The organism is Bradyrhizobium sp. 1, assembly GCF_023073315.1.
Lineage (GTDB): Bacteria > Pseudomonadota > Alphaproteobacteria > Rhizobiales > Xanthobacteraceae > Bradyrhizobium.
Genome location: NZ_JADPJH010000002.1, coordinates 68,434 through 92,788 on the forward strand (window position 1 = coordinate 68,434; position 24,355 = coordinate 92,788).

Below are 24,355 nucleotides of genomic sequence, written 5' to 3' on the forward strand. Positions count from 1 at the left end.
TTCATGGCGGTTCGCAGCAACATCGTCGGCATCGACAGCCCGGAGGCGCTGGAGAAGGCGTTGCGTGCGGCCTATTACCTCGCCGACGAGGGCCTAGCGACGGCCGCCTATCTGGGCCTTGCACTAGGCAAGCCGCTGCTGCTCGAGGGCGCGCCGGGTGTCGGCAAGACGGAGGCGGCAAAGGCCATCGCCGCCGTGCTCGGCCGCCGGCTGATCCGGTTGCAATGCTACGAGGGTATCGACGCCTCCACGGCTCTCTACGAGTGGAACTATCCGCGCCAGATGCTCGCGATCCGCCAGGCCGGCGACGAGAGCATCGATATCTATGGTGAAACGTTCCTGATCGAGCGGCCGATGCTGGCGACCTTGCGCGCGCCTGACTCGACCGTGCTGCTGATCGACGAAATTGATCGCGCCGACCAGGAGTTCGAGGCCTTCCTGCTCGAATTCCTCTCCGACTTCCAGATCTCGATCCCCGAGCGTGGCACGGTACGCGCTACCGAGCGCCCGGTCGTCGTGCTGACCTCGAACCGGACGCGCGATTTGCACGAGGCGCTGCGCCGCCGCTGCGTCTATCATTGGATCGATTACCCCACCGAGGAACGTGAAGCACGGATCGTGATGCTGCGGGCCTCCAGCGTCGCCGAAGCGACCGCGCGCGCCGTCGTCGCCGCCGTCGGCAAATTACGGCGGGAGCCGCTCAGCAAGGCGCCGGGCATCGCGGAGGCCGTCGACTGGGCTGAAGCCGCAACGCTGCTCAACAAGGGGGGCGCGCGCTGGCCTGATGCCTTCAAGCGATCGATCGGCGTGGCGTTGAAGGACGAGGAAGATTTGCACTTCATCTCGCCCCGGCTCGATGCGATGCTCGCGGAGGCGACCGCATGAGCACCGAGCCACAGCTTCCGCGCGCCGCGCGCATCTTTCTCTCCTTTGTCGCCTTGCTGCGCGCCAACAGCTTTGCCGTCGCGCCGGAACAGACTACCGCGTTCCTCACTGCGATCGAGCTGCTCGGCCCGCGCGACCTCAGGGATATCAGGCAGGCGGCACTGGCCACCCTCGCCCCGCCGCCAGAGCGGCGCGTAACCTTCGACCGGCTGTTCGATCTTCACTTTCGCGGCAGCGAGACCATCGAGTATGCCGATAACGGCGAGGACGACGAGACCGTCCGGCTCCAGGAAGAAGGCCGCGGCGACGAGGAGCCGCTGCTGTCCGATGACACCAACGACTCCGGCCTGACCGCAACGCGCACCGAGGCATTGGTCGAACGCCGCTTCGCGCAGCTCTCCACGACCGAGGCGCTGCGCCGCCTCTCGCGCGAAGCGCCACAGCGCCTGCCCAGGCGGCGCGGCCATCGGCGCATGCGCGCCCGCCGCGGGCCCTTTGCCGATCTCCGTCGCACCTTGCGTGACAGCGTCCGCAGCGACGGCGAGATTTTGCGGCTCGGCCACATGAAGCGGCGTCAGCGCCCGCGAAAGTTCCTGCTGCTGATCGACGTCTCCGGTTCGATGAAGAGCCGGACCGAGGACAACATGAAGCTCGCCCATGCGCTGGTGCAGGCCGCACCCAATGTCGAGGTCTTCACCTTCGGCACCCGGCTGACCCGCGTCACCCGCGCGCTGCGGCTGAAGCGCCGCGAGCAGGCGCTGAATGCAGCCGCCCATCTCGTCAGCGACTGGGACGGCGGCACCCGCATTGGCGATGCGCTGCAGGCCTTCCTCGCCGTACCCCGGTTCGGCGGCTATGCGCGCGGGGCAGCCGTGGTGGTGGTCTCGGACGGATTGGAGCGCGGCGAAGTCGATGCGCTGCGCGACGCGGTGGCAAAACTGTCGCGACGGGCCTGGCGCGTGAGCTGGCTGACGCCGCTCGCGACCGGACCGGGTTTCCGTCCGCAGACCGAAGCGCTCGTCGCCATCGCGCGTTTCGTCGACGATCTCGTCGACGGCGGATCGAGCGCGTCGATCGTCGCGCATGTGCTGGCACTGGGACGAAGGAGAGTTGCGTGACCGCGATTGTCGACGGGCATCATCACATCTGGCGGCAGGCCGACCTGCCCTGGCTGATCGGCCCGATGCAGCCACGCATCTTCGGTCCGTACGAGCCGATCCGGCGCGATTATCCGATCGAGGAATATCTCGACGACCTCAAGGGCACTGGCGTTACCCGCTCCGTCTACGTCCAGACCAATTGGGCCAATGACCGTTTCGAGGACGAGACTGCCTGGGTGCAGCGGACCGCCAACGAACATGACTGGCCACACGCCATCGTCGCCTACGCCAATTTCGCCGTGGACGACGTGCGCCCGCAGCTCGACCGTCTCAAGCCCTATCCGCTGGTGCGCGGCGTGCGGATGCAGCTCCACTGGCATGAGAACCCGCTCTATCGCTTCGCGGCCAAACCCGATCTCTGCGTCGATCCCGTAGTCCGCCGCAACATTGCGCACCTCGCCGATTACGGCTGGAGCTTCGATCTCCAGGTGTTCACGCCGCAGATGCCGGATGCGGCGCATCTCGCGGAATCCTGCCCGAGGGTGACCTTCATCCTCCAGCACGCCGGCATGCTCGAGGATCTCTCGCCGGCGGGACGTGCGGCCTGGCGCACCGGGATCGCGAGGCTCGCGGCCTGTCCGAACGTCATCACGAAGCTCTCCGGGCTCGGCACCTTCATTCACCGCAACGACCCCGCGCATATCGCCGCCGTGGTCATGGATTCTGTCGCAATCTTCGGCGCCGATCGCTGCCTGTTCGGCTCCAACTTTCCGATCGAGAAATTATGGACCAGCTACCGCGAGCTCGTCGATGCGTTTCGCGCGGCAGTTGCGCCGCTGAGTACCGAGCAGCAGGACGCGATCTTCAGGACGACGGCAACGCGCGTCTACCGGCTTTGACAGATAAAAAGCGAGACAGGGAGGGCAACGAATGGCGCTGGAGATCAAGATCCTGGACTATGGCGATATCGAGCTGGAATCGAGCTTTCTGGTACTCGGCCGCGATTGCGGCCGCACCCGCCGCGTCCTCACGCTGGGCTTTTTGATCCTCGGCGGCAAGTATCCGGTCGTTGTCGACACCGGCTATCGCTCCAACCAGATCATGGAGACGCTGGGCATGCGCGGACTGCAGTACCACGAGCACATGATCGAGAACCAGCTCGCGCGCCATGGCGTGCGCATGGGCGACGTCCGCTTCGTCTGCCACACCCATCTCCACATCGACCATGCCGGCAAGGACGACCTGTTTCCGATGAACACGACCGTCGTTCTCAACCGAAAGGAGCTCGAATATTCCGTCTCCGGCCTGATGCATCCACAATATCCCGCGCCCGACATCAAGCATCTGATCGACCGTCTGCACACCAAGAGCGCGCTGCGCTTCCTCGACCTGGAAATCACCGGTCCGATCGAACTGATGCCCGGGGTTTACTGTGACGCCGCCAACGCCCACACCGAAGGCTCGATGAACATCATCGTCGAAACCGCCGACGGCATAGCAACCATCTGCGGCGACGTCATCTACGACTTCAACGACCAGATCGTCACGCCCTTCAACGAGATCCATGACTGGGAGCCGCGCACCACCGGCAACCATGGCACCTCCAAGCGCGCGGAGAAGGCCTCCATCAAAAAGCTGCTCAGCAATTCGCGGTACCTGCTGCCGGTGCACGATCGCCCCGCCAAGATCGAGGGCGGCATTGTCGTCGGGCGATTGCATGACCAGGTCCCCGGACCGATCGTGCAATCGCTACCCGCACGCAACTGGTTCCCTGCTTGACGCTTCCCTAGGATCGAACCGATGACGCACGTCACCTTGCGCTCCGACTTCGAGACCCTGATCGATCCTTACGCGCCCGTCGCGCAGGTCGGAACGGGGTTTGACTTCACGGAAGGCCCGATCTGGCATCCGACCGATCACTACCTCCTGTTCTCGGACATGCCAGCCGACGTGCGCCGCCGCTGGGATGCGCGGCGCGGCGTCGCCGAGGTCAAGCGCCCGTCGAACAAATGCAACGGCATGACCTATGATGCCGAGCTCAATCTTATCGTCTGCGAGCACGCGACATCGTCGCTGATCCGCGAGCGGCCGGACGGGCGGCGCGAGGTGCTGGCCTCGCACTTCGGCGGACAGGAGCTCAACAGCCCCAACGACGCCTGCGTGCACTCATCCGGCGCGATCTATTTCTCGGACCCCTGGTACGGCCGCATGCCGGTCTATGGCGTCGAGCGGCCGCGCCAGCTTGGCTTCCAGGGCGTCTATCGCGTAGTGCCCGGCAGCGAGCCGAAGCTGGTCGTGGACCGCAATCTGTTCGACCAGCCAAACGGGCTGTGCTTCTCGCCCGACGAGACTCTGCTCTATGTCAACGACACCGTGCAGGCGCTGATCCGTGTGTTCGATGTCAATGCCGACGGCTCACTGTCGAACGCGCACGTGTTCGCGAGTGGCATCCGGTCCGAGCTCGAGCCGGGCCTGCCCGACGGAATGAAGTGCGACCAGCACGGCAATGTCTGGGTCACCGCGCCCGGCGGTGTCTGGGTCTATTCGCCGCGCGGGGAGCTCCTGGGAAAAGTTCGCGTGCCCGAGATGGTCGCGAATCTCGCCTGGGGCGGATCGGATTTTCGTACGCTGTACCTGACCTCGACGCATTCGGTTTATGCCATCCCGACCAAGGCCGGACCGCGCCACGAGCCCTATATGAGCGGCAGGCGCAGCAGCGGCGGAGCTCAGAACGCTGGCCCCGCAGCCGCAGCCCCTATCGTCGCCGACGGCGAGATGCGGCTCGACCCAAGCCGCTGCGCGATGATCATCCAGGATCTTCAGAACGACGTCATCATGGACGGCGGCGCATTCGCGGATTCCGGCGCACCTGGCCATGCGAAGCAACAGCATGTCGTGGAAAATGTCCGTCGCCTCGCGGAGGCTGCTCGCACGCGGGGCGTCCCCATCATTCATGTCTGGTTCGTGGTCGAGCCCGGCGCGCCGGGCGTGACGCTGAACGCGCCGCTGTTCGAGGGGCTGGTCGACAGCAAGGCGATGGTACGTGGAAGCTGGGGTGCGGCGCCGGTTTCAGGACTGGAGCCGCGCCCCGGCGACTTCGTCGTCGAGAAGATGCGGATGAGCGCCTGGGAAGGCACGCGGCTGGAGACGATCCTGAAAGCAACCGGCCGCAACATGATCATCAATACCGGCGCCTGGACCAACATGTCGGTCGAGCACACCACACGCACCGGCGCCGACAAGGGTTATTTCATGATCGTGCCGGAGGACTGCTGCTCGACCATGAATGCCGACTGGCATAGCGCCTCGATCAATTTCGCCATGCAGAACGTCGCAATCGTCACCCGCGCGGACGCGGTCATTAGAGCGCTGGGATGAGCAGTGGCAAAACTCCTGCATCTGTCCTGTTCGCCCCGCACCGATTCCGAGTCGAGCGCTGGCGCCCGCATCTTCCTTGACGGGTTTCGCCAGGCGCGGCCGGACTGGGACATTGACGTTGTCGATCTCTGGCGCGAGCGGCTGCCGGAATTTGCCGGTCCTATCGTCGAGGCCAAATATGCGCGCATGAAGGCGCAGGCGTTCAACGACGCGCAACGCGACAGTTTTGCCGAGGCCGAGCGGATCGCGCTGCGATTTTCGCTGGCCGAACGCGTGCTGATCTCGACGCCGATGTGGAATTTCGGCATCCCTTACAAGCTGAAGCAGTGGTTCGATATCGTCATCCAACCCGGCCTGACGTTCCGCTTCGATCCGGCGCTGGGCTATCTTCCGTTGCTGAAGGACCGGCCGACCATCGTCATCCTCGCCTCCGGCAGCGATTTTGCCACCGGCATGAACCGCGGCCGCATCGACATGGCGACGCCCTATTTGCGCGAAGCGCTCCGCTTCATCGGCGTCAGCGACGTGCGCTTCGTGTCGATCGGACCGACGGCGGGTCCGGCCGAGCCGATCCGCGCCGCGCGCGAGACCGCGCACCGCCGCCTCGCAGAGATAGCCAAGCGGTTCTGAGTTGCGTTCATCCGAGCAAGTTCACAGCATCTGGAACCGACTGGTTCAGTCATATTGAGCGGTGTGCGAACTGCCTCGCTTCACTGCACTTTCCGCAACCGCCGTTCCTGTCGCGGACGTGGCTCCGCCTCCTTTCGGGAATGTCAGCGTCTCGGTCTGCTCACCGCGCACCATCGTCACCTCGCGGCGATTCACGGAGCCGAGTCTCCAGCCTTGATAATCGTCGTCGAGCTTCAGACGCAACGTAGCCTTGCTCGTCTCGTCGACAAAAATTCCGACACTCTGATCGCTGCCGACAACCGTCCCGACCAACACGAGCCGCAACTCAACCGGCGGCGGGCCCGGCGGTATTGGCAGCGCATTCAACGCAAGCACCGAAAGGACCGGTGGCGGTGACGGCCGCCGCGAGGCCGAGAAGATCGGCCGTTCGTTCGTGTCCGGCAGTGCCGCAAGCGGGACTGCCCAGAGCGGATTGCCGCGCATTGCCTCCCGATTGACGGGAGACCGCGATGGCGCAGCGGGATCGGCCGGTGCCAATCTCGCGGGAGACTCCCCAAATGGACGGCTGGGCGCCGGCTCGGCGAAGCCTGTGACTGGGACGTCGACGTCCGAGAAATCCGCCGGGAGCGCCGAGGCCGAAACGCCGAGCAGAAGCGCCGGCACGAACGCGAACGGCGCCGATATCCGCCGCCTCGCCTTGTGCTGCCCTCTCATGTCGCTCGTCATCGGTCAGTTCACAGCAACGCGCAGAGGACTCTCGGTCAGGAAAAGCCGGCAGCTTGCGTTCGCGGCAAATAGGGTTCGGCGAGCACAGGGCCAAGGGAAGCAAGGCTTATCGACTGCCGATGTGACACCCGTGCGAAGTGGCGGCCACCTCTTTGATGTTTCTCCGACCTATCGCGATTCCGACACTCCGCGGCCTCCCGGTTGCCGTCAAACGCCAGTATGATATTGTTGCTGGATCGTCATACTCACCCTCTATAGGGTGGTTTTGCTGAAACTGGTTGTCGGGTGGGGACGTGGTAGTGCGTGGGGCCGTGTTGCGGGTGATTTCCGCCGTCGCATCATCTGGCCTGTGTGTGCTTCCGGCAGCGGCTCACGAGCTCAGCGCGGCCGCGTCCGGCGAGCTTCCGCCAGTCGCCGTTACGGCGCCGGAACATCAGCATCCCAAGCAGCACACCCACAAACGACCGCCGAAAAGCGGGAATTCGGGCAACCGGACTGCCGCTCGCACGGACAACCCGACCGAGAGTGGCAGTGCGACCGGTGCGGCGCCCGTTGGCACACCCGCCTTGCAGCCGACCGCCGCCAGTGCAGTACGCATCAGCGGCACGGAGGTGAACGCGGTTCCGTTCTCGCGGCCCGGCGAGGCGCTGGAGGTGGTGCCGGGCCTGATCGTCACGCAGCACTCCGGCGAGGGAAAAGCCAATCAGTATTTCCTGCGCGGCTTCAATCTCGATCATGGCACCGATCTTGCGATCAGCGTTGACGGCATGCCCGTCAACATGCCGACCCATGGGCATGGACAAGGCTACGCGGACATCAATTTCCTGATCCCCGAGCTCATTCGGTCCGTCGATGTGCGCAAGGGACCGTATTTCGCCAATCAGGGTGACTTCGCATCCGCTGGCGCCGTGGCGATCGACTATGTCAACCAGCTGTCGCACAACATCGCGGAGATGAGCTTCGGCAGTTTCGGCTATCGCCGCGCGTTGGCGGCAGGATCGACCCGCATTGGCGATGGCACGTTGCTGGCGGCGGTCGAGGCCGCCAAATATGACGGGCCCTGGGACGTGCCGGACGATGTCCGCAAGCTGAACGGCGTCCTGCGCTACAGCCAGGGCACCGCGACCGACGGGCTGACGCTGACGGCGATGGCCTACTCCAACGGCTGGAATTCGACCGACCAGGTCGCCCAGCGCGCGATCGACCAGGGCCTGATCAACCGCCTCGGCACGCTCGATCCGACCGATGGCGGCACCTCCAGCCGATTCAGCCTGTCGAGCAACTGGGCGCAGTCGAGCAACTACGGACAGACCAATGTCAGCGCTTATATCGTGCGCTCCGACCTGCGGCTGTTCAACAATTTCACCTACTTTCTCGACAATCCCGTCAATGGCGACCAGTTCAGCCAGCTCGACGGTCGCACGCTCGGCGGCGTCGATGCGCGACATACGTTCGATTGGCGCTTTGCCGCTCTCGAAATGCAGACCCGCGTCGGCATGCAGAGCCGCTATGACGATATCCATGTCGGCCTGTTCAAGACCGAGCAGCGCTCATGGCTGTCGACCGTGCGCGACGACCGCGTGCAGGAGGGCAATGTCGGCCTCTGGACCGATACGACAACGCGCTGGACCGACTGGCTGCGCACCACGGTCGGCATCCGCGAGGATTTTTTCGCCGGACACGTCTTCAGCGACACGCCGGAGAATTCGGGCAATGCACAGGCGTCGATGGCAAGCCCGAAGGCCGGCCTCGTGCTCGGCCCCTGGTACAAGACCGAGTTCTACGGCAATGCCGGTTACGGCCTGCACAGCAACGACATCCGCGGCGCGACCATCACCGTCGACCCCAACGACAAGGTGACCCCGCTCGACCGCGTGCCGCTGCTCGTGCGTTCTCGCGGGGCCGAACTCGGCATTCGCACCAAGGTGATCGAGGGTCTCACCAGCTCGCTCGCAATATTCGTGCTCGACTTCGACTCGGAGCTGTTGTTCGTCGGGGACGCCGGCACCACGGAGCCGAGCCGGCCCAGCCGCCGCGTCGGCGTGGAGTGGACGAACCAGTACAAGCCATTGCCGTGGATGACGATCGATCTCGACGTCGCCCAGACCCATGCGCGCTTCACCGATTTCGACCCCGTCGGGCCCCACATTCCCGGCGCACCAGCATGGGTGGCCAGCAGCGCGATCACGCTCGGGGGCGACACCGGCTGGTTCGGCAGTCTGAAGGCACGCTATTTCGGTCCGCGTCCTCTCATTGAGGACGATAGCGTCCGTTCGCGGTCGTCGCTGATCTTCAATGCGCGCGCCGGGTACAAATTCGACAATGGCCTCAGGGTGCAGCTCGACGTGCTCAACCTCTTCAACGCCCAGACCAACCAGATCGAATATTATTATCTGTCGCGACTGCCGGGAGAGCCCATTGACGGCGTAGCCGATCGCCACGTCCATCCGGCCGAGCCGCTCGCGGTGCGCCTAACTGTGGCGGCACGATTCTGATCGACGCCACCCAAGGCAATCGGAACCGGCTGGCCGTCACAAATCCTAAAAAAATCTGACATGAAGCGGATGCTTCTGTCTGCCGAGAACGCCGATGCGGCCGATGGAATGGGCGATCGGATCCCAGCCTGACGCAAACGGCCGGGCGGGTTGCGGCAGGAGTAAGGGAATGCAATCTGAGCCGGACAGCACTGCGATCGCTTCGGCGGACCGGTTCACGCACGTGGTGCAGGACGAGGCCGCATTCGCGCGTGCACGTCAGGCGACAAACCGTACCTGGACGCTGATCCCGATCGTCACCGCGTCGGGCTTTGCGGGCCTGGGCTACGAGATTGTGTGGACTCGCCAGTTGAGCCTTGCGCTGGGTACCGAGATGATGGCGGTGCTTGGTGTCATTGCCGGATTCTTCGGCGGCCTGGCTCTGGGCGCCTTCGCGCTCGATCGGCTGATCCGCCGCGCGACATCGCCATGGCGCGTCTATGCGGTGCTGGAAGCCGTGATCGCTGTCTGGGGCCTGATCAGCGTCTGGCTTCTGCCCGCGGCCGGTCGGGCTCTGCCTCCCCTGCTCGGCACCGAACCGTCTGCCGCCTTGCTTTGGGCCGGCAGCCTGGCGCTGCCGACCCTCGTGCTGCTGCCGGCGACGATGGCCATGGGCGGGACCCTGGCCGCCCTGGAACGGATGATGCGGGGCACACGTGGCGAGCGCCGTGTCACGGCTGGCGTTTACGGGGCGAATACGGCCGGAGCTTTGGCCGGCACGCTCGCCTCGACATTCTTTCTGATCCCGGCGCTCGGATTTTCGGGAACGCTGCTCTGCCTCGCCGGCGTCAACGCGTTCTGCGCCCTCGGCGCGCTCGCGTTCGGATCGGCGGCGGATGAGGCTGATGTCGAGGAGCGGCGGCCGGAACGAATTCGCGATCTGCGGCTCACCCTCACCTTGTTCGCTACGGGACTGTTGGGAGTCACCTTCGAAGTCCTCGTGATCCGGCTTGCCGCGCAGGTGATGGAGGATACCGTCTACACCTTCGCCGGACTGTTGGCTGCATATCTGCTCGGCACCGCAGCGGGGAGCCTGCTCTGGCAGCGGACCGGGCGAGATGCGGACGATGGAAATCTCCGCGGCCTGCTCGCCGCAACGGCGTTCGCCTGCATCGCGACCGCGGTGCTGGCGCCCTATGCGGGCCGCCTGGTCGAGACCGCAGCCTTTGCGGATGTATTCGGCGAACTGGCGGTGGCAATCGCACTGTTCCTGTTGCCCGCGACCGCAATGGGCGCATTGTTCGGCCTGCTGGCGCAACGGGTGAGCGATCAGCGCGGCTCCGTCGGATCCGCGGTCGGCATCAACAGCCTTGGCGCTTGCATCGCGCCGTTGGTGGCGGCGCAATTCCTGATTCCCACCCTTGGTGCCTGGACGGCACTGCTTGCCGTTACGCTGGGCTATCTGCTGTTGCTGCCGCCCGGTCGATCGGCGCTGCTGTGGTCCGCTGCACCGGCGATCTCCGCGCTCCTCCTGTGGCTCAATCCCGCGCCGTCGTTGACGCGCGTGCCGGCAGGTGGAGCGCTGCTTGCGGTCCGTGAAGGGCCGATGGCGACGGCGAGCGTCGTCGATGACGCCGCAGGTACGCGCTACCTCGAGGTCAACGGCCACTTCCGCATGGGTGGGACGAGTTCGACGCGATCCGACTACCGGCAAGCGATGTTGCCGCTGTTGCTTCACGAGGCCCCGCGCCACGCCTTGTTCCTGGGCATCGGCACTGGCGCCACCATGGTCGGCGGGGCGCAGATGCCAGGCGTCAGCGTGCACGGTGTCGAACTCTCCCGCGAAGTGGTGGAGCTGCTGCCCTGGTTCGTCACGCCGGCATCGGTACCGCGGGTGACTGTGGCGGATGCCCGCCGCTACGTCGCTGCGGATACGAGCCAGCATGACGTGATCATCGCCGACCTGTTTCATCCCGCACTCGACGGCAGCGGCGCGCTCTATACGGTGGAGCATTTCGAGGCCGTGAAACGTCGGCTGGCGCCTGGCGGAATTTTTTGCCAATGGCTGCCGCTGTACCAGCTCGATCTTCCCTCGTTACGCGCGATCGTCCGTGGCTTTCTCGACGTCTATCCCGACGGCTCGGCCTGGCTCAATCACTACAGTGTCCGCACACCGATGCTTGCGCTCATCGGAACGCGGGATGGCCGCCATCTCGATACCGAGGCGCTCGCTGCGCGGCTTCGTGATCCCGCGATCGCGCGGATCGTACAGCCACTGGGGTTCGAGACCCCGATCGATCTCTTTGGCCAATATCTGGCGGACCCGCACGCTCTCTCCGCATTTGCCGGCGAAGGCCCGCGCAACACGGACGATTATCCGTTCGTGACCTTCGATGCGCGGCGGAACGTCCGCGCGCTCACCGCAGCACCCTGGTCACTGCTGCTTGCGGTCACGAAGGACATTCGCTCCGATCCGAATGAGCTCCTCGCGCGCGCCGCCGAGCGCAACTCCATGGGCGCGCGCCTCAATGCCTATTGGGCCGCGCGCAACCGCTTTCTCGAAGCTGGAGCGTCTCTGCCGGGCGAACCGCGCGGTGTCGCCTTGATTGAGGCGGCTTCGCCAGGCCTCATCGACGCGCTTCGCCTGAGCCCCGAGTTCGATCCGGCGTATGGGCCGCTGATGGCGATGGCGAGATCCCTGCTCGGCTCGGACCGAGCAGCCGCTGCTCGCCTGCTGCGCAAGATCAACGAGGTGGCGCCGTTGCGCCGCGGGGCACGAGACTTGCTGCTTCGCGAATTCGGCCTGAGAAACGAGTGACCGACCGCCTCACGGCGCAAAGTTGACGCGATAGCCCCAGCAGTCGAGATGATCGGGAATGGCGTTGAAGGCGATCGTAATTCTCTGCTCGCCCTGATTCCTCGGCACTTCATGGTAGAGGTAGCTGGGAAAAAGCACGAGATCGCCGGGTTCGGCCTCCGGCAGCACGTACTTGCCGGCATTGAAGGGCCCCATGGCGGCGCTTCGCGTGTGATGCCGGAAGGAGAAGTCGGAGCCGCCGGGCGGCCGCACGAAGACCGTTTTGCAGGCCGGATGCGAGGGCGTCAGATAAATGATGCCCGAGACGAAACTATTGGCGTGCGAATGCAGTGTCTGGTTGCCGCCGGTCTCGAGCATGTTGGTCCACATCTCCTTCACGGTCCAGCGCAGCTCCTCGCCGAACAGAAGGACGCCGAAATCGACCAGCTTTGGAACCGCAAGCTCGGCGATCTGGCGAAACAGCTCGTTATCGCGAGGGTCGGCGACCTCGGTGTGGAAGAGCTGGCCCGACCGCAGATTGCCCTCGATCCGGGTGTTGCGGATCGCCGCCGCAGCGGCTTCGTTCAGCGACGGCGGGAGCAGCCCGGGCGAGCGCAGCAGGGGAATCGGAAAAAGCGGCTCGATCTGATCCATGTCGCAACGTCTACCTGTTCTTGAAACGCGGGCAGACAATGCCCGCGCAAAGATGACGCTGCGATGACAGCGTGCAGGATCTCCAAAATTCCCGGGTCCCGCTACTCGTCAGCCCCGAGCACTTTCAGCCTCTCGCCCGGCCGCAGCTCGTGCCGCCGCTCACGCACCTCGTCGGAAGCCCGCGCGGCCATGTCGAGGCATTCGTCGAACTCGCCGTTGCCGGCTTCGGCCAGGGCCTGAAGCAAGTGCCGTTCGGCGAAGTAGCGCGAGAGATGGTCAGCCGGCAAAGCCCCCGCCAATGCGCGCGCCTCCGCGACCGCAGCGTTGCAATCTTCCCGGGTCGGTTCGCCCAAGGCAGACGCGGCAACACCGGGAGCAGCCACAGCGCAGCCGGCGCCAGCGAGAAGGCTCAGTGCGCAGAAGGTGATACGAAACAGATGCATGTCAGTCGTGCCGGGCAGGACCAGCCAGCTTCAAAACGATGGCGGCGGGACGCACCGATCGATGCGCCCCGCCGGATGGCCTCACATCACGTCAGTGGTGGTCGTGATGATGGTCGTCGTGGTCATGATCGTGATCGTTATCGGCCTGCCGTCCGAGCCGGCGCGCCAGCTCGGCGTTGGTCTCGACCAGGAGCTTCGGCGAGCCTTCCGGCCTGACGAAGATCGGGTTGGCATAGAACCAGACGTTCGAGTAGGACTGAACGTCGTGGGTCACCTTCTTGGCGCCATTCACTGTCTCGAGATGCGCCGGGCACGCCGGATCGATACAGCTGACAAGCGCGTTGTTCGCATCGAGCACCGGATTTCCAGCGGTGTCGGACACGTTCGGAGTGCCATTCGGAATGTTGGTTCCGCGCGCACGGATGTAGAACGGCTTGGTCCCCGCGACAAACGTGGTCGTGAACCGCAGCCGCACGCCGTCGCGGTCTCTCCCATGCCCGCGCTGCATCTGCGTCGCCTGGATCTGCCGGGCGATGGTCGCCGACGAATTGTACACGATCGCCGCACCGGCCGTGCCTGCGACATTCGCCACCGCATAATTCGCCGCGTCAGGCGCGACAACGCCGGTGATCTGGCCAGTGATCAGATCGACGTGGTCGAGCGCCGGTTTGTTGAGGGGTTGCTTGATTCCCACCGGCACCAGCAGGGGGTTATCGAAGCTGTAGGGGCTGTTGTTCTCGTTCGGAACGGTCAGCTCCATCTCGACCGTGATCTTTTCGCCGGGCCTCACGACCAGCGTCTCGCCCATGGTCTTCCAGTCGTCGCCACGCGTCTTGGCGCGGAACACCATATCCGGACCGATCAGGTCGGCGTTGACCGAATACGAGTTGCCCGAACGCATGCCGTCGATGACTTGCTGCGACGAGAACCGTCCGGCGTTCGGAACATACAGCTTGGTGTATTCGCCGGGAATGAAGTCGGCCGTCGTGAAGGAGTCGCGCGCACCGCCCGCACCGCGGCTGTGCCAGTCGGAGCTCACATATACGAAGAAATTGCGGCCTTCGCCAAGCAGGCCGTCCCACAGGCCGCCGACCTTCGCCGTGTAGATGCCGCTCATGCCGTAGGTGCCGCCACCCACCGCGGCGGGGGTGTACGAGCCGGAACCGCCGGTGGCTCCGCCTTCGGCGAAGTGGCCGGGCGATTCAATGCCGAACGCAACCGTCGGGCCCGCATTGTTGAAGTCGCGGAAGTGCTCGATGTTGTAACCCTTATTGGCGGTCGCACTGAACGGCCCTTGGCGTTCGGTGTGAGTCGGGATGATGTAGGATTGCAGCGGATAGTTCGCCTGCAGCCACTTGACGCCCGAAAGCGCCTTCTGGTGGCCCGCCGTGCCCGTGTTGTTGACGTTGTCCTTGCCCGGCCAGAGCTGATTGCCACCGGCGTCGATGACGGGACCGATCGCATCGACGTCGGCGCGGTCGAAGCGGTATTCGAATTCTGCAACCTTGTCCGCGTTGCCGGTGCTCTTGCGCGGGTGCTGCCCGGTGATGACGGCGACGTCGACATGTTCATGGCCAGGCGCGATCCACTCAAGACCTTCGATCAGCACCTTGTCGTACTTCGCCGAGCGATCGACGATCGTCGGATACTCGACCTCCCGGATCGACTGCCAGCGCCACATCTGCGCGCCGGTGCCGGTACCGTTCGGGGTGCCCTTCAGGCTGCTGATCGTGATTCCGTCGATGGTCTGGCCGAGCGTCTGGCTCCAGGTCGTCGTGGTCTGTCCCGGAAGATTGGCGCTGGTGTCGCTGAAGCGGCAGTCGCGATTACCGGAACCGCCGTGGTTGCCGAGCGTAAACCAGTCCAGATCGAAATTGTTTCCACCGGCGGACGCGGTGCCGCGCCCGACCGCGCGGTCGATCGTGTAGCCGGCGGCGACCGAACCGTCCGTGCAGGTATTGTGATTGTGCATGTCACCGGCGACATACGGATTGCCGCGACGCTCGTTGTGCCCCAGCCCCTCGGCTGCAGCGCTCTGCGTCAGAGCCAAGGATGCCGATGCGGCGGTCAACAGGATCGTCTTGCTAGATGGAAACATCGATCGCCCTCATTCCTCATTCAAGTCGGACATCGCGAAACAGCAGAGACGAAGACCATTTGCCCCAACTGCATGAGCGGCCTCTCTGCGCGCCGCGATAGTGACCAGAGTTCCGATACAGCTTCGTGAAAGATTTGTGTTCGGTCGTCGCAGGTCCGCGTTGTCCGTGCGGCATCTTGTCTCTTGCATTTGTCCATTGCATTTTCGTGCGTCGTGTGAGCGATAGACGACGGCAGACGAAATGCTCTGCCACGCGAAACAACGCGCCGCGAGAGTTTGTGACAACCGCATGTCAATGCCAGCCACACCAGTTGAAGTGCAGTCCTTTCCGATATCGCACACCGGAGGTTCGAACTTGGACGCCGATGTCGCGCCTGGCACAATGGAGCCTTCGCGCTCCCTTGTCTCTGTGATCGCGCGGCTCTCGCGCGAACCTTTGCTGCATTTCGCCTTGCTCGGGGCAATCATCTTCGGCATCGACGCCGTACTCCATCCACCCGTCAAAGATGAAAAGGTCATCACGGTGACCAAGGCGATGCGCCAGTCCTTCATCGACAATTTCGACGAGGACAAGGAGCGCGCCCCTTCCAACGACCAGCTCCAGAAGATGATCGACAGTTGGGTCGCGAGCGAGATCCTCTACCGCGAAGGCAAGACGCTCGGCGTGGACCGCGGCGACGAGACGATCCGCGACCGGATCGCCTACAAGATGCAATTGCTGATCTTCGACCAGATCCGCGTCCCGCGCCCCACGGACGAGCAGTTGCAAGCGTGGTTTGCGGAAAATCACGCCCGCTTCGACGAGCCCGAGCGCGTGTCGTTCTACATCACTCCGCCCACCGATCAGGCCACGGCACAGCGTCAGCTCGAGGACATCGTCGAACAGCGCGAATCCGAGGAGCTGCAAAATCTCACGCGCGCCATCCTCGCCCGTCCGGTCGCGAGTCTCACGGCATCCTTCGGCGAAAATTTTCGTGACGGACTACTCACGATGCCCGAGGGCGAGTGGAAGCTGCTGCAATCCAAGGACGGCTGGCACGTCACTCGGTTGGATTCCCGGCGGCCGGGAAATCTTGCCAGCCTCGACAAGGTTCGGGATGACGCCGCCAGGATCTGGCATACGGAAGAGACCCGCAAGTTGGCCTGGGAAGCAGTGAAGCGGCTCAAGGCGTCCTATCAAGTGCGGTACGAGCCGTGAGCGTGATTCGATATCTGCGATTGGGGCTGCTGGGCCTGACCCTGGCCCTGACGGCGCTCATTCGGCCTTCGGCACTCAGTGCGCATGAGGCGGCAATGGGCGTGCTGGAATTCCGCGAAGTCCGTCCCGGCGCATTCGTCGGCCGCTGGAGCATCGAGCCCTCGATCGGGGCATCGCGGGTCGATCTGCGAATGCCGCCCCACTGTTTTCTCCGCCTTCCCGAGATGAACTGCGGCGAGAAGGGTCTGGTCGGTCCGATCACCATCTCCAATCTCGGCTCCAACATGTCGGTCGTCCTGATCAAGGTCATCCCGATCGAGGGCGAGCCGCGCAGCTACACGATCTCGACGGCCAATCCCGTCGTCTCCGTCCTTGGCACCGGCGCCCCGACGCTCGAGGCATGGGTCGAACTGGCCAAGACTTATGTGAACTACGGAATCGACCACATTCTGCTTGGCGCCGATCACCTGCTGTTCGTGCTGGGCCTGATCTGGATCGTGGGCGGCGGCTGGCGTCTGGTGAAGACGATCACGGCCTTTACGATCGGACACAGCGCCTCACTTGCCGCGGCGGCCTTCGGCCTGATCGGCGTGCCGGAACGCCCGCTCAATGCCTGCATCGCGTTGAGCATTGCGTTCATCGGCGTGGAAATCGTCAAGCAGCAGCGCGGCGAGACCGGACTCACCGCCCGCTATCCCTGGATCGTCGCATTCACCTTCGGGCTGGTTCACGGCATCGGCTTCGCAGGCGCGCTGGCCGGACTTGGCCTCGAACGTCGCCTCCTTCCCGCAGCGTTGCTGTTCTTCAACGTCGGCGTGGAGATCGGACAGCTCGCCTTCGTGCTGCTCGTGCTCGCATTGATCTGGGCGCACCGACGGCTCGACGCCGTCGTGCCGCGCTGGGGCGAGGCCGTTCCGGCCTACCTCATCGGGTCGGTGTCGATGTTCTGGTTCTTCGGCCGTCTGGCGCGCGTGTTCGCCGCGATCTGAGCGAGAGTCGCATACAATGGCTTTACATGTCCCCCGAGCCCTCACGGCCGCGATCGTTTCATTCGCACTGGCGCAGCCGGCTCTCGCGCACGAGCAGGCTGGCGTAGCGGGCGGCCTCGTCAGCGGCCTGCTTCACCCGGTCACGGGCATCGACCATTTGATCGCAATGGTGGCCGTCGGAATCTGGGGCGCGCAGCTCGGCGCGCCCGCAATCTGGATTCTACCGATCACCTTCCCGCTCGTCATGGCGGTCGGCGGGGTGCTGGGCGTGCTGCATGTTCCGCTTCCGATGCCGGAGGTGATGATTGCCGTCTCGGCCGTGATCCTCGGGGTCGCCGTTGCCGCCCGGCTGCGCCTGCCCTTCCCCGCGGCCGCTCTCGTCGTTGCGATCTTCGCGATCTTTCACGGTCATGCGCATGGGGCCGAGCTTCCGCGCGCGGCGAATGCGCTGGCCTACGGCGTCGGCTTCGTCACCGCCACCGGCCTCTTGCACCTGTTCGGCATCGCGATCGGCGCGCTGACGCGCTGGCCTTTCGGCGAACGCGTCATTCAAGGACTTGGGGCCGGTATCGCAGGGGTCGGCTGCTACTTCCTCGCTCAAGGCCTCGGAGCCGTCGCATGAAACTGAAGCCCGTACGGGTCTTGATGGCGGTAGCGATACTGCTGACTGGCACGAGTGCCGCCGATGCACATGTCGTCGCGGCCCGGCTCGGCGATTTCTACATGGGGGCATCGCACCCGCTCACCGATCTTCAGGATGTCGTTCTCTGGATCGCGACAGGCGTGCTGGCCGGTACGCTCGGCGCCTCCAAGGGGCGCTGGCTCATCCCGGTGTTTCCGATCGGACTGCTGGTTGGTCTGTCTCTCGCGCCAGTTTTCGGCACGGTTTCCACGCAGCTCGCGGACGCGACAATGATGCTCGCGATAGGCATGCTGCTCGCGGCAGCCGCGCAGGTTCCCACGCTTGTGCTGTGCGCAATTGCCTTCGCAGTCGCCGTCATTCGGGGCGCCGCAAACGGCGCCGAGCTCGGGCCCGAAACCGACCGGCTGCTGTTTGCGGCGGGATTGGCCTGTGTGGGCTACGGGGTCGTCACGCTGACAATGGCGCTGACCGTCGTATTCAAGCGAACATCGGACAGCGTCACGTCGTGGCGAGCCATCGCCGTTCGTGCTCTTGGAGGCTGGATCGGGGCCATCGGCCTGATGATGGCGAGCCTTGTACTGGCATCATGAGGGGCAGCAAAGGATCCCGCGGTGCCGACGAGCTCATAGTCCCCTCGCTCCGCAAGTTTGGCGAGGTGCTTGCGCCCGATCAGTCCGCGCCAATGATGCCTATGGTGATGCTCTTCATCTCGCTGCGTCGATCCAGATCCCGGGCTGTGAATGTTCGCGGATATGAGTGACCAGGAAGTCCGAGAACACCCTGATCTTGGCGGGCAGCCCCGCACGATTTTGATATGCGACATTCATTGTGAGCAAGGGCAACTCCCAATCCATCAACACCGGGACCAGCTTGCCCGCCGCGATGTCGCTTTGGACGATATAGAGCGGCTGGATGAGAATGCCGAGGCCCGCCAGCGCCGCGCCGCGGATAACCTGGCCGTCATTGCTGTCGAGCGTCGGCGTGATGCGGACGGTCTGGGCGCCATGGCCTTTGCGCAGGCGCAGCGAATAGGGATCGTTGGCGAGATTGTAGACCAGCATGTTGTGGCGCGCGAGATCGGCGGGCTGCGCGGGCTCGCCGGCGCTTGCGAGATATGACGGCGCGGCCGCCAGCACGCGCCGCATCTGGCCGATGCGGCGGACGATGATGTTCGAATCCGGCTCCTGCTCGCGCGTGCGGATCGCAACGTCGATGCCGGCTTCGATGAAGTCGGGATAGCGATTGGCGGTGGTGATCTGCATGTTGAGCTTTGGATAGCGCGCGCGGAACGCCGGCAACATCGGCGCCAGATAGATCACCGCAAAGGAAAGCGAGCTCGTGACCCGCAGCGTGCCCTGCGGCGACAGAGCGCGATCGCTGACGATGTCCTCGGCTTCCGCCAGCTCGCTCAGGACCCGGCTGGACCGTTCCAGCAGCTCCTGCCCCGCCTCCGTCAGCCACAAACGGCGCGTGTTGCGCTCGATCAGCCGGACGGCAAGACGCTCCTCGAGTGCGCTGAGGTGGCGGCTCGCGGCGGCATTCGACATGCGCAAGGCCTCGGCTGCCTTGGACAGGCTGCCGAGCTCAGCCGTCTTGGCGAAGACCTCCAGCTGCAGCAAGCGATCCATTTTTCCACTTTTAGGAAAAGAGACTTACAATTATTGGCCTTTATTTCCGTATCTCGCAAGTCAAAATGGGCCCAACACAGACAAGATAGTAGGCGAGGAAATCAGGAAATGTCGGGCCCGATCAGGCACATCGTGATGTGGCGGCTGCGCGGGGAGACCCTCGAGGAGCGTTCCGCCGCCCGGGTCAAGGTCAAAACCCTGTTCGAAGGCCTGCGCGGCCGGATCGACGGCCTCACCCATATCGAAGTCGGCGTCGATGTCAGCGATGTCGACTACGCCTGCGACGTGGTGCTGTTCTCCGAATTCACCAACCACGCGGCGCTTGCGGCCTATGCCACCCACCCCGAACATTTGCGCGTGCGGGAGGCCTTGGGCGACTTGCGGATCGGACGCTTCCAGGTCGATTATCCCATCAAAGAGACCGGCGCATGATCGGTACGTTCACCTTTGAAAACCTGCCCTTCCGCGTCGTGTTCGGCAGCGGAACGCTGGCCACGGCCAAAGCCGAGGTCGAGCGACTCGGTGGCAAGCGCGCGCTGGTGCTGACGACGCCGCAGCAGGAAGCGCAGGGCAAGAGCCTCGGTGCGGCGCTCGGCACGCTCTATGCCGGCATCTTTCCGGGCGCGACCATGCACACGCCGGTCGAAGTCACGGAGCGAGCACTCGCGGCGATGAAGGCGTGCGAGGCTGACTGCGTCGTCTCGCTTGGCGGCGGCTCGACCACCGGCCTCGGCAAGGCCCTCGCCTTGCGCACCGGAATCAACCAGCTCTGCATTCCCACCACCTATGCCGGCTCGGAGATGACGCCGATCGTCGGCCAGACCGAGAACGGCCTGAAGACCACGGTGCGCGATGCGGCGGTGCTGCCGGAGACTGTGATCTACGATGTCGATCTGACCTTGACGCTGCCGGCGAGCATGGCCGCGACATCAGGCATCAACGCGATCGCGCATGCAGTTGAAGCGCTCTACGCGCGCGACACAAATCGCGTGACATCGCTGATGGCAGAGGAAGGCATCCGCGCGCTCGCCCGAGCCTTGCCCGCCATTGCCGCGAAGAGCGACGATCGCGAGGCACGCACCGAAGCACTCTACGGCGCGTGGCTGTGCGGCGTCTGCCTCGGCACAGTCGGCATGGCGCTGCATCACAAGCTCTGCCACACACTCGGCGGCACTTTTGATCTGCCGCACGCCGAGACGCATACGATCGTGCTGCCGCATGCGCTGGCCTACAACGCGCCGGCCGTGCCGGACGCAATGGCCCGCATCGCTCGCGCGATTGGCGCCGCCGATGCCTCGCAGGGACTTTTCGACCTTGCGAAGCGGCTGGGTGCCAAGACGGCGCTACGCGACGTCGGCATGCCCGAAGGCGGTATCGACAGAGCGGCCGATCTCGCCGTCATCAACGCCTATTGGAATCCGCGACCGCTCGAGCGCAACGCCATCCGCGACCTCATTGCGCGCGCCTGGGCCGGCGAGCCGCCCAGCGCCATCAAAGCGGCGGCGTAAAACGATGCAGCGCACGCTGATCAAATCCGCGACGATTATCACGATGGATGACGCCATCGGCGACCTCAGCACCGGAGATTTGCTGGTCGAAGGCAATCGCATCGTCGACGTGCGCCCATCGATCGATCTCGGCAGCAGCGCCGCTGAGTCCGAGATTGTCGACGGCAACGGCCGGATCGTCATCCCGGGCCTGATCAACGCGCATATGCACACTTGGCAGACGGCCTTGCGCGGCTATGCCGCGAACTGGACGCTGCTGGAATATTTCCGCCGCATGCATGCTGGCCTCGCGACCGTTTTCCGGCCCGAGGACATCCATATCGCGACGCTGGCTGGCGCGCTGAACCAGATCAATTGCGGCACCACCACGCTGGTGGACTGGTGCCACAACAACCCGACGCCAGACCATACCGACGCCGCCGTGCGCGGCCTGATCGAAAGCGGCATCCGCGCCGCGTTCTTCCATGGTTCGCCCAAACCCGAGCCGAAACCTGGCGAGCCGCATTTCTCCGAGATCCCGCATCCACGCCGCGAGGTCGAGCGGCTGCTGGCAGGCCCCCTCGCCGATCGCGATGGCCTCGTCACCCTCGGGCTCGCCATCTTAGGTCCGCATTATTCGACGCTCGACGTCGCCATGCAGGATTTCCGCCTGGCGCGGGAGCTGAAGCTAATCGCATCGATGCATCAGGGCGGCGGTCCGGCCAAGACGCCCGGCGGCTGGGAGAAGCTGATCGAGGCCGGTCTCGTCGGCACCGGCATCAACATCGTCCATGGCAACGATCTGCCCGACGACCTGCTCGACAAAATGGTCGAACTCGGCGTGTCCTTCTCGGTGACGCCCGAGAACGAGATGATCCAGGGTCATGGCTTCCCGATCACCGGACGGCTGCTGAAGCGCGGCATGCGCCCGACGATCGGCATCGATCTCGAATCCGTGCTGGCCGGCGATCTCCTGTCCGTCGCCCGCCTCGCGCTTTCGATGCAGCGAGCGCTCGACAATGCGGAGTCGCGCAAAGCAAGCGGCACCATTCCGGCGACAACCACGATCCCGGTGCGCGAGGCGCTGCGCTGGATCACCACGGAAGGCGCCCGCATGCTCGGCCGTGATCACCAGATCGGATCGCTGACGCCAGGCAAGCTCGCCGACCTCGTCGTCATCAACGCATCCGATCTCAACCTTGTCCCGGTGCACGATCCCGTCGCGACGGTGGTGATGCAGACGAGCCTTGCCAATATCGAGGCCGTCATGATCGGTGGTGTCTGGAAGAAACGGAACGGCCGGCTGCTGGTCGAAGGGCTCGACGCAAAAAAAGAACTGCTGGCGCAATCCGGCCGGCGACTGGTGCAGGACATCGAACGACAGGGACACGCCGCCTAGGCGTCCCAAGGGCAAGAACAATGACAGACATTCCAAAAAACGTCGCTTTCATCGGGATCGGCAAGATGGGCCTGCCGATGTCAGTGCTCGTCGCCAAGGCCGGCTACGCCGTCACCGCATTCGACCAGAGCGCGGCGCGGATCAACGAGGCGCGGACGCAAGGCATTTCGGTTGCCGCCTCGCCGGCCGATGCCGTGAGCGGCAAGGCTGCGGTCGTGACCTCCCTGCCCGATGATGCCGCTTTGCGCGGAGCGTTGCTCGGTCCCGCCGGCCTCGTCGCCGCGATGGCGCCCGGAGCTGTCTTGATCGAGACCAGCACCGTGAGCGTCGAAGCTTCCACCGAAGTTGCGGTCGCCGCTCAAGCGCGCAGCATTGCTTATCTGCGTTCGCCGGTCTCCGGCAACGCCAGCATCGTCCATACCGGCGCGTTGAGCTGCTTCGTCTCGGGGCCGAAGGACGCCTTCGAAAACGCAAAGCCGCTGTTTGCCGCCTTCACCCGCGCCCAGACCTATCTCGGGCAGGCCGAGGAAGCCCGCTACGCAAAGCTCTCGGTCAATCTGATGATCGCGGTGTCGGCTGCGATGATGGCGGAAAGCCTGGCGCTGGCGCGCAAGGGCGGCATCGCCTGGCAGGACATCTTGAAAGTACTCGACGACAGCGCAGTCGCCTCGCCGATGGTGAAGTACAAGACTGCGCCGCTGCGGACGCGCGATTTCGAGTCCACCTTCTCCTGCAAGCAGATGGCCAAGGACCTCGACCTCATCCTCGGCGCCGGCCACGCCGTCGGCGTGCCGCTTCAGCTCGCCGCGCAAGTGCGCGAGACCTATGGATCCCTCGTCGCGCAGGGCGACGGCGACACCGACTTCATCGCGACCGTCAAGCACCTGGAACGGCTGTCCGGGCTTGGCGAACCCAAACTCTGATCGGCGGAGACACGCATGCGTAACTTCAACGAAACCACGATCACCGACGCGGCGCTGGAGCGGATCGCCGGCGCGACCGATCCGCGCATCAGGCAGGTCAGTGAGGCACTGGTGCGGCATCTTCATGCCTTCGTCCGCGAGGTCCGGCCGACGCAGAAGGAATGGGAATACGGCATCGATTTCCTGACCCGCACCGGCCACATGTGCGATGACAAGCGCCAGGAGTTCATCCTGCTGTCGGACACGCTGGGCGTCTCCATGCTGGTCGATGCGATCAACCATCCGGTGCCGGAAGGCGCGACCGAGACGACAGTGCTCGGCCCGTTCTTCGTCCAGGCATCGCCCGAGAAAGAGAACGGCGCGGACATCTCCGGTCCGATGGAGGGTGATCCGATGCTGGTCACCGGCTCGGTCTCCACCGTCGACGGGCGTCCGCTCGCGGGTGCGGTCGTCGACGTCTGGCATTCCGACGATGACGGCTATTACGACGTGCAGCAGCTCGAAAAGATCGGCGGTCTCGCAATGCGCGCACGCTTCCATACCGACGCCAACGGCCGCTTCAATTTCTGGTCGATCAAACCGGCGGCGTATCCGATTCCGCATGACGGGCCGGTCGGCGACATGCTGGAAGTCCAAGGCCGCCACCCCTGGCGCCCGGCCCATGTGCATTTCATGATCTCGGCGCCCGGCTTCGAGCAGCTCGTGACCCATGTGTTCGTCGCGGGCGACGAATATCTCGATTCTGACGTGGTGTTCGGCGTCAAGGACAGCCTGATCCGCGAATTCGCTCACCATCCCGCCGGCCGTGCGCCGGATGGTCGCATGGTCGACAGCGAGTATTTTCACCTCAATTACGATTTTGGCCTGAAGCAGGTCGCGAGCAACGCAAGAGCCGCCTAAGGT

At 64.6% G+C, this 24,355-nt stretch carries 22 protein-coding genes; 17 read left to right on the top strand and 5 right to left on the bottom strand.

What is annotated here, in order from left to right; translation table 11 throughout:
• Positions 1 to 3: 3 nt before the first annotated feature.
• The 6 genes from IVB29_RS00330 to IVB29_RS00355 are packed head-to-tail and all read left to right on the top strand — an operon-like array spanning position 4 to position 5,993.
• Positions 4 to 885 carry a MoxR family ATPase gene (locus tag IVB29_RS00330; protein ID WP_247501390.1) on the top strand — a complete coding sequence of 294 codons (882 nt, stop codon included), beginning with the start codon at positions 4 to 6 and terminating at the stop codon, positions 883 to 885.
• Entirely contained in the window at positions 882 to 2,003 is a 1,122-nt protein-coding gene (locus IVB29_RS00335) for a VWA domain-containing protein (protein WP_247501391.1), read from the top strand. Before IVB29_RS00330 ends, IVB29_RS00335 begins: the two co-directional genes overlap by 4 nt.
• Entirely contained in the window at positions 2,000 to 2,884 is an 885-nt protein-coding gene (locus IVB29_RS00340) for an amidohydrolase family protein (RefSeq protein ID WP_247501392.1), read from the top strand. The genes IVB29_RS00335 and IVB29_RS00340 overlap by 4 nt, the downstream gene beginning before the upstream one ends.
• A 31-nt stretch (positions 2,885 to 2,915) precedes the next feature.
• Entirely contained in the window at positions 2,916 to 3,764 is an 849-nt protein-coding gene (locus tag IVB29_RS00345) for an MBL fold metallo-hydrolase (RefSeq protein ID WP_247501393.1), read from the top strand.
• A gap of 21 nt (positions 3,765 to 3,785) precedes the next feature.
• Positions 3,786 to 5,363: an isochorismatase family protein gene (locus IVB29_RS00350; protein WP_247501394.1), complete on the top strand. Its 1,578-nt coding sequence runs from the start codon at positions 3,786 to 3,788 to the stop codon at positions 5,361 to 5,363.
• 3 nt (positions 5,364 to 5,366) lie between these two features.
• Positions 5,367 to 5,993, top strand: coding sequence for an NAD(P)H-dependent oxidoreductase (locus IVB29_RS00355; RefSeq protein WP_247501395.1), 627 nt, complete (start codon positions 5,367 to 5,369; stop codon positions 5,991 to 5,993).
• A 45-nt stretch (positions 5,994 to 6,038) separates the two neighbouring features.
• Here IVB29_RS00355 and IVB29_RS00360 read toward each other — a convergent pair whose 3' ends face one another.
• Positions 6,039 to 6,476, bottom strand: coding sequence for a hypothetical protein (locus IVB29_RS00360; RefSeq protein ID WP_247501396.1), 438 nt, complete (start codon positions 6,474 to 6,476; stop codon positions 6,039 to 6,041).
• A gap of 809 nt (positions 6,477 to 7,285) precedes the next feature.
• Here IVB29_RS00360 and IVB29_RS00365 point away from each other — a divergent pair.
• Positions 7,286 to 9,214 carry a TonB-dependent receptor gene (locus IVB29_RS00365; RefSeq protein WP_247501397.1) on the top strand — a complete coding sequence of 643 codons (1,929 nt, stop codon included), beginning with the start codon at positions 7,286 to 7,288 and terminating at the stop codon, positions 9,212 to 9,214.
• Between the two features lie 103 nt (positions 9,215 to 9,317).
• The gene (locus IVB29_RS00370) at positions 9,318 to 12,011 is read left to right on the top strand and encodes a spermidine synthase (RefSeq protein WP_247501398.1); all 2,694 of its coding nucleotides are present in this window, start codon (positions 9,318 to 9,320) and stop codon (positions 12,009 to 12,011) included.
• Positions 12,012 to 12,020: 9 nt separating this feature from the next.
• Here IVB29_RS00370 and IVB29_RS00375 read toward each other — a convergent pair whose 3' ends face one another.
• From IVB29_RS00375 to IVB29_RS00385, 3 genes are all read right to left on the bottom strand, one after another.
• Positions 12,021 to 12,644: a putative 2OG-Fe(II) oxygenase gene (locus IVB29_RS00375; RefSeq protein WP_247501399.1), complete on the bottom strand. Its 624-nt coding sequence runs from the start codon at positions 12,642 to 12,644 to the stop codon at positions 12,021 to 12,023.
• A 101-nt stretch (positions 12,645 to 12,745) separates the two neighbouring features.
• On the bottom strand, positions 12,746 to 12,997 hold the full coding sequence (locus tag IVB29_RS00380; RefSeq protein ID WP_346731261.1) for a hypothetical protein: 252 nt from the start codon (positions 12,995 to 12,997) through the stop codon (positions 12,746 to 12,748).
• Positions 12,998 to 13,178: 181 nt separating this feature from the next.
• On the bottom strand, positions 13,179 to 15,185 hold the full coding sequence (locus IVB29_RS00385) for a hypothetical protein (protein WP_247501401.1): 2,007 nt from the start codon (positions 15,183 to 15,185) through the stop codon (positions 13,179 to 13,181).
• 382 nt (positions 15,186 to 15,567) lie between these two features.
• Here IVB29_RS00385 and IVB29_RS00390 point away from each other — a divergent pair, with 382 nt between their 5' ends.
• From IVB29_RS00390 to IVB29_RS00405, 4 genes are read left to right on the top strand one after another with little or no spacing between them, the layout of a single operon-like run.
• On the top strand, positions 15,568 to 16,383 hold the full coding sequence (locus IVB29_RS00390; RefSeq protein WP_247501774.1) for a peptidylprolyl isomerase: 816 nt from the start codon (positions 15,568 to 15,570) through the stop codon (positions 16,381 to 16,383).
• Positions 16,380 to 17,372 (top strand): HupE/UreJ family protein, encoded by a 993-nt coding sequence (locus IVB29_RS00395; protein WP_247501402.1) that lies wholly within the window; start codon positions 16,380 to 16,382, stop codon positions 17,370 to 17,372. Before IVB29_RS00390 ends, IVB29_RS00395 begins: the two co-directional genes overlap by 4 nt.
• Positions 17,373 to 17,388: 16 nt before the next feature.
• Positions 17,389 to 17,994 (top strand): HupE/UreJ family protein, encoded by a 606-nt coding sequence (locus IVB29_RS00400; protein WP_247501403.1) that lies wholly within the window; start codon positions 17,389 to 17,391, stop codon positions 17,992 to 17,994.
• Positions 17,991 to 18,605, top strand: a complete 615-nt coding sequence (locus IVB29_RS00405) for a HupE/UreJ family protein (protein ID WP_247501404.1) — start codon at positions 17,991 to 17,993, stop codon at positions 18,603 to 18,605. The genes IVB29_RS00400 and IVB29_RS00405 overlap by 4 nt, the downstream gene beginning before the upstream one ends.
• Before the next feature lie 114 nt (positions 18,606 to 18,719).
• On the opposite strand, the gene IVB29_RS00410 is transcribed toward IVB29_RS00405, so the two are convergent.
• Positions 18,720 to 19,643 (bottom strand): LysR family transcriptional regulator, encoded by a 924-nt coding sequence (locus IVB29_RS00410; protein ID WP_247501405.1) that lies wholly within the window; start codon positions 19,641 to 19,643, stop codon positions 18,720 to 18,722.
• A gap of 108 nt (positions 19,644 to 19,751) precedes the next feature.
• Between IVB29_RS00410 and IVB29_RS00415 the strand changes: the two genes are divergently transcribed.
• From IVB29_RS00415 to IVB29_RS00435, 5 genes are read left to right on the top strand one after another with little or no spacing between them, the layout of a single operon-like run.
• The gene (locus IVB29_RS00415) at positions 19,752 to 20,075 is read left to right on the top strand and encodes a Dabb family protein (RefSeq protein WP_247501406.1); all 324 of its coding nucleotides are present in this window, start codon (positions 19,752 to 19,754) and stop codon (positions 20,073 to 20,075) included.
• Positions 20,072 to 21,151 carry a maleylacetate reductase gene (locus IVB29_RS00420; RefSeq protein WP_247501407.1) on the top strand — a complete coding sequence of 360 codons (1,080 nt, stop codon included), beginning with the start codon at positions 20,072 to 20,074 and terminating at the stop codon, positions 21,149 to 21,151. Before IVB29_RS00415 ends, IVB29_RS00420 begins: the two co-directional genes overlap by 4 nt.
• Positions 21,152 to 21,155: 4 nt before the next feature.
• A complete protein-coding gene (locus tag IVB29_RS00425) occupies positions 21,156 to 22,529 on the top strand; it encodes an amidohydrolase family protein (RefSeq protein ID WP_247501408.1) in 1,374 nt (457 codons plus the stop codon).
• Positions 22,530 to 22,549: 20 nt separating this feature from the next.
• Positions 22,550 to 23,452, top strand: coding sequence for an NAD(P)-dependent oxidoreductase (locus IVB29_RS00430; protein ID WP_247501409.1), 903 nt, complete (start codon positions 22,550 to 22,552; stop codon positions 23,450 to 23,452).
• 15 nt (positions 23,453 to 23,467) lie between these two features.
• The gene (locus IVB29_RS00435) at positions 23,468 to 24,352 is read left to right on the top strand and encodes an intradiol ring-cleavage dioxygenase (protein WP_247501410.1); all 885 of its coding nucleotides are present in this window, start codon (positions 23,468 to 23,470) and stop codon (positions 24,350 to 24,352) included.
• The last annotated feature ends 3 nt before the right edge of the window (positions 24,353 to 24,355 follow it).